Origin of the sequence: Mesorhizobium sp. M7A.F.Ca.AU.001.01.1.1, from assembly GCF_004022735.1 — a bacterium.
Lineage (GTDB): Bacteria > Pseudomonadota > Alphaproteobacteria > Rhizobiales > Rhizobiaceae > Mesorhizobium > Mesorhizobium ciceri.
Map to the genome: position 1 here is coordinate 1 of NZ_RZPF01000468.1, position 5,343 is coordinate 5,343.

Below are 5,343 nucleotides of genomic sequence, written 5' to 3' on the forward strand. Positions count from 1 at the left end.
GGGCTGCGCCGATCGCCCTCGACGGTATCCTTCCCACACAGGCGCGGTTCGCCGAACCAAGCGCCGCAAAGGCTTGACCGACGCCATGCTCCGACCCACCAGGCACAGCAACCAGGACGACGATGCGGCGTTGGCATCCAAGCCGATCAAGACCGGCCCGCGCGTCTATGAAGAGATCCGTCGCATGGCGATGGACTATCGCTTCAAGCCGAACGAGCGCATCAACGAAGTGGCGCTTGCCGCGAGGCTGAATGTTAGCCGCAGCCCGATCAGGGAGGCCCTCCAGCGGCTGGTCACGGAGGAACTCATCACCTTCCAGACCAATCGCGGCTTCTTTTGCCGCGGCTTCGATGTCGACGAGGTCGTCAATCTTTCCGACGTGCGGGCGGTGCTTGAGGAGCGCTCCGTCAGGCTGGCGATCCAGCGCGCGACCAATGAAGAGCTCGCCGCGCTCGTCGACTGGTGGACGCTCACCATGGCGCGCGCCGACTCGTTTTCCAGCGCCGAGCTGACCGCCAGGGACGAGGAGTTTCACATCCGCATCGCCAGGCTGTCAGGCAATCCCGAACTGGCGCGCATGCTCGAAGGCATCAACACGCGCATCCATTTCGTTCGCAAGATCGAAGTGGAGAAGCACCGGCGACTGTCGACAACCTACACCGAACACAGCGAAATCGCCCGAGCCATGGTAACCCGCGATGCCGACACGGCCGCAAGGCTCATGCATGACCACATCGACATCAGTGTCGCCGATGCCATGTCGACCGTCCGGGAAGGCCTGGCCCGGATATACGTCGACGTCGATCAGATCTGACCAGCATCCCGGATCCGATTAAGCAATCCCTGGCCGGTCAGGCAACCTTGTCGAGCAGCGGCCTGAGCGCCGGGTGAATTTCCGGCGAGGCGTGCTTGATCAGGGTCAGCAGCGCGCGTTCGTTCTCGTAAAGTGGCCTGTCGACGCCGATATGTTCGATCAGCCAGCCGGCTTCGCCGGCATCGATCGTCTCGGCACGGCGGGCCAGGGCCTCGGCCGCCCTGTTCTTGGCTTCCCATTCGGCTTCGATGTCGCCAGGAGATCGGTAGGCCTCCATGATGCCGGCAAGCCCGCCGGAGATCATGCGGCTGAAGAAGCCGCCGATTTCCGGATCGGCATGTTCGAGGAAGGCGTCATGGCGCAGCGCCACGTCGCGCGTCGGTGCTTCGTAGCCGGCCGAGCACATGACGAAATTGGCGATCGCCTTGACGAACAGCTCGTTCCAGGACGGATCGTTTTGTCCTTGAGCAGTCCGCTCGTTGATCTTGAGCAGCACCTCGGCCTCGGCGCGCGTGATGGCGATGTTGCCGTCGCCGCCATGGGCATGGAGTATCCGGCGCAAAAGCTCGACCTCCGCCTGCGCGACGAGGCCCGGAGCCAGCGCGCCGCCGAGCATCAGCGGCCCCTTGCCGTCAATGACGGCATGCGCCACCTGCTCCAGCGCATACACACAAAGCTGGGCCGGCGACGATTTCGCCTGTTCCAGCACATGCACCAGCAATTCGAGTTCGGTCCGGCTGTCGACCATGCCGTCGCGCGAGATCGTGCGGATCAGCCAGTCGGCATTGTCCTGCGAGATATAGCCCGATGGCTTTTCCTGGTGGACGATATAGTCGGTGACCGCCTCAATGAAGAAGGGCGGCCATTCCTGGCATTTGTCCTTCGCCGTGGCATCGAGCGCGAACAGCGCCTCGGCCTCGCCACGCGTCACGACGCCGTCGCCGAACACTTCATGGCGCAACATCGCCACGTCCTCCGCGGCGATGCGGCTTTTCGAGGTCAGCCCGGCCACCGGCGCGCTCATGATCAATTCGCCCATTTGTCGTCCCCGTCCGCCGTCGCCAAGCGCCGGCCCCATAGCGTCACACAAGCCAACATATCAGCAGTGTCTTGAAAAACCGGCAAACGGCGTGGTTAGTGAAGACTTGTCGCCAACGCATGTCGCCTGACAGCGTGCCGCGGTTTGAAGAACGACATGCACGCGCTTTAGATGTTGCTGACAGGTGACAAGCCGTCGCGCGCAAGCTATGGATGGCGCGTCGAGGACTCAGGGTCTTGAGTCCTACCTGTTTGCGGGAGAGAACAGCGAGAGCTGTCGCCGAAGGGGAAATCGCCCGAAATCTCTCAGGCAAAAGAACCGTAGACGGGAAAGACACTCTGGAAAGTCGGGGCTTGCCCCCGCGCCGAAGGTGTAAGCGCCGCTGACAGAGTTCCGGCTGCGCGAGTCTCTCAGGCTTCAGACAGAGGGGCACGGACTGGTCGCCATTCGCGACCGATTGCGTGCGACTCTGGAGACGACATGGCGGGCGACGACACAAAACACCTTCCCCTTGAAGATATCCATATGGCCGCCGGTGCGCGCTTCGGCGCCTTTGCCGGCTGGTCGATGCCGCTGACCTATCCGGCCGGCGTCATGAAGGAACACCTTCACACCCGCGAGCAGGCCGGCCTGTTCGACATCTCGCACATGAAGCTGTTCGAGGTCAGCGGACCGGAAGCGGCGGCACTGCTCAACCGTGCTTGCCCACTGGATGCCGGCGCGCTCGAAATCTCGCAATCCAAACTGTCCTTTTTCCTCAACGAAGCAGGCGGCATCCTCGACGACCTGATCGTCACCAGGCTTAGCGATGCCAGGTTCATGGTGGTCGCCAATGCCGGCAACGCCGTAGCCGACGAAAAGCATTTGCGTGCACTTGCCGCGGATTTCGACGCCAGGATCGAGCCGCTCGACCGCGTCTTCCTGGCCATCCAGGGTCCTGAAGCCTGGGCCGCCCTTTCCCGCGCCGGCATCGAGACCGGCTCGCTGCTGTTCATGCATGGGGTCGAACCGCGCAAGAACTGGTTCATGAGCCGGTCGGGCTATACCGGCGAGGACGGGTTCGAGATCGGCTTGCCGGAGGCCGATGCACGCGACCTCGTCGCGAAGCTGCTCGGAGACGAGCGCGTGCTGTGGATCGGCCTGGCTGCGCGCGACAGCCTGCGCCTGGAGGCCGGTCTCTGCCTGCATGGCCAGGACATCACACCGGAAACCGACCCGGCCAGCGCCGCCTTGATGTGGGCAATTCCAAAGGACATCCGCGCTTCCGGCACTTTCATCGGCGCCGATGCGCTCCGCGCCGCGGTGGAACGAGGACCCGCGCAAAAGCGCGTCGGTTTGAAGCCGGAAGGCCGCCAGCCGGTGCGTGGCGGTGCCGCGCTCTTCGACGCCGACGGCAACCCGGCCGGCCATGTCACGTCGGGCGGCTTCGGCCCCTCGGCCGGCCATCCGGTCGCCATGGGCTATGTCTCGACACCTCTGGCAAAGCCCGGAATTCGGGTTTTCGCCGATGTGCGCGGCACGAAAATCCCAGTCGATATCAGCTCCCTGCCCTTCACACCGCATCGCTACCGAAAAGGATGATCTCAATGGCAACGACCTATTTCACATCAGATCACGAGTGGCTCCGCGTCGAGGGCGGCATCGCCACGGTCGGCATCACTGATTACGCGCAGGAGCAGCTCGGCGACCTCGTCTTCGTCGAACTGCCGGAGACGGGAAAGAAATTGACCAAGGGCGACACCGCCGTCGTGGTCGAATCCGTCAAGGCGGCGTCCGATGTCTATGCACCAGTCGACGGCGAGATCACCGAGGCCAACGGCACGCTGTCGTCGGATCCGTCACTGGTCAATTCGGCCGCAACAGGGGCCGGCTGGCTGTGGAAGATGAAGCTTGCCGACGAAAGCCAGCTCGCCGGTCTCATGGATGAGGCCGCCTACAAAGCCCATATCGGTTGATATCAGGACTTATTGAGATGACCGCAGCACCCTACCCCTTCTCGGCCCGCCATATCGGTCCCGGCCTCAACGATACCAGAGCCATGCTGGCCGCCATCGGCGTGCCCTCGATCGAGACGCTGATCAGCCAGTCCGTCCCGAAGTCGATCCGGCTCGATCGGCCGCTTGCCCTGCCGGCACCAGCGAGCGAGGCGGAAGCGCTGGCTGAGCTTTCGGCTGTCATGGCCGGGAATACGGTGCTGAAGAGCTTCATCGGCGCCGGTTATCACGGCGTCCATGTGCCGCCGGTTATCCAGCGCAATCTGTTCGAGAACCCGGCCTGGTATACGGCCTACACGCCCTATCAGGCCGAGATCAGCCAGGGCCGGCTGGAAATGCTGTTCAACTTCCAGACCCTGGTCACCGAACTGACCGGCCTGCCGGTGGCATCGGCGTCGCTGCTGGATGAAGCAACCGCCGTGGCCGAGGCGGTCGGCATTGCACTGCGCCATCACCGCGACAAGCGCACCAAGGTAGCACTTGCCGGCACGCCGCACCCGCAGACGCTGGACGTGGTGCGCACCCGCGCCGAGCCGCTCGGCATCGAGATCGATGGCGAGACGATCGACGACAACACCGCCGCCCTGCTTGTCTCCTGGCCGGATACATTTGGCGTCTATGGCGACCACAAGGCAGCGATCGACAAGGCACACGCGACCGGCGCTCTCGTCGTCTTCATCGCCGACCCGCTCGGCCTGACGCTGACCGACGCGCCGGCCAAGCTTGGCGCCGACATCGCAGTCGGCCCGATGCAGCGCTTTGGCGTGCCGATGGGCTTTGGCGGCCCGCACGCGGCCTATTGCGCCGTCTCCGACAGGCTGACGCGGCTGATGCCTGGCCGCCTGGTCGGCCAGTCCACCGACAGCAAGGGCCGGCCCGGATACCGGCTTGCCTTGCAGACGCGTGAGCAGCATATCCGCCGCGACAAGGCGACCTCCAACATCTGCACCGCGCAGGCGCTGCTCGCCAATATGGCGACCGCCTATGCCATCTGGCACGGCCCCGCCGGGCTGCAGGCGATTGCCGGGCGCATCCACACGCTGGCCAATCGTCTTGCCGCCGGGCTCAAAGCAGCAAACATCTCCGTGCTCGGTTCAAGCCGCTTCGACACGGTGACGGCCGAGGTGAAGGGCAAGGCAGCTTCGATCGCCGCCGCCGCTGAAAAGGGCGGCAGATTGCTGCGTGCCGTCGATGCCGACCACATCGGCATCGCCTTCGACGAAACCTCCACCGAGGCCGATCTCGACGCAATCGCGGCCCTGTTCGGCGCCAAGGCTGGCGCCTCCGCCGACAGCACGGTGCCCGGCAAGCCGCGCGGCAAGGAGTTCCTGACCCAGCCTGTTTTCCACGAAAACAAGTCGGAAACCGAGATGATGCGCTTCCTGCGCCGGCTGGCCGACAAGGACCTGGCGCTCGACCGCGCCATGATCCCGCTGGGATCCTGCACCATGAAGCTCAACGCCGCCGCCGAGATGATGCCGGTGAGCTGGCCGAGC

General features: G+C 64.3%; 5 protein-coding genes and 1 riboswitch. Of the genes, 4 read left to right on the plus strand and 1 reads right to left on the minus strand.

The window, feature by feature from the left end:
* On the plus strand, positions 1-814 hold an 814-nt coding region (locus EN884_RS24470), incomplete at its 5' end, for a GntR family transcriptional regulator (RefSeq protein WP_245491981.1).
* 37 nt (positions 815-851) lie between these two features.
* On the opposite strand, the gene EN884_RS24475 is transcribed toward EN884_RS24470, so the two are convergent.
* Positions 852-1,853: a hypothetical protein gene (locus EN884_RS24475; protein WP_063167889.1), complete on the minus strand. Its 1,002-nt coding sequence runs from the start codon at positions 1,851-1,853 to the stop codon at positions 852-854.
* Positions 1,854-2,097: 244 nt separating this feature from the next.
* Positions 2,098-2,184, plus strand: a riboswitch (glycine riboswitch).
* Positions 2,185-2,333: 149 nt separating this feature from the next.
* On the opposite strand from EN884_RS24475, the gene gcvT reads away from it, so the two are divergent.
* From gcvT to gcvPA, 3 genes are all read left to right on the plus strand, one after another.
* Entirely contained in the window at positions 2,334-3,434 is a 1,101-nt protein-coding gene (gene gcvT / locus EN884_RS24480) for a glycine cleavage system aminomethyltransferase GcvT (protein WP_063167888.1), read from the plus strand.
* A 5-nt stretch (positions 3,435-3,439) separates the two neighbouring features.
* On the plus strand, positions 3,440-3,808 hold the full coding sequence (gene gcvH / locus EN884_RS24485) for a glycine cleavage system protein GcvH (RefSeq protein WP_013531953.1): 369 nt from the start codon (positions 3,440-3,442) through the stop codon (positions 3,806-3,808).
* A 17-nt stretch (positions 3,809-3,825) separates the two neighbouring features.
* Positions 3,826-5,343: aminomethyl-transferring glycine dehydrogenase subunit GcvPA (gene gcvPA, locus EN884_RS24490; RefSeq protein WP_128360779.1), on the plus strand; the 1,518-nt coding region annotated here is incomplete at its 3' end.

Excerpts from the sequence above, each read along its gene's own strand:
- EN884_RS24475 (WP_063167889.1), bottom strand. The coding sequence starts at position 1,853 with ATGGGCGAATTGATCATGAGCGCGCCGGTGGCCGGGCTGACCTCGAAA.
- gcvT (WP_063167888.1), top strand. The coding sequence starts at position 2,334 with ATGGCGGGCGACGACACAAAACACCTTCCCCTTGAAGATATCCATATG.
- gcvH (WP_013531953.1), top strand. The coding sequence starts at position 3,440 with ATGGCAACGACCTATTTCACATCAGATCACGAGTGGCTCCGCGTCGAG.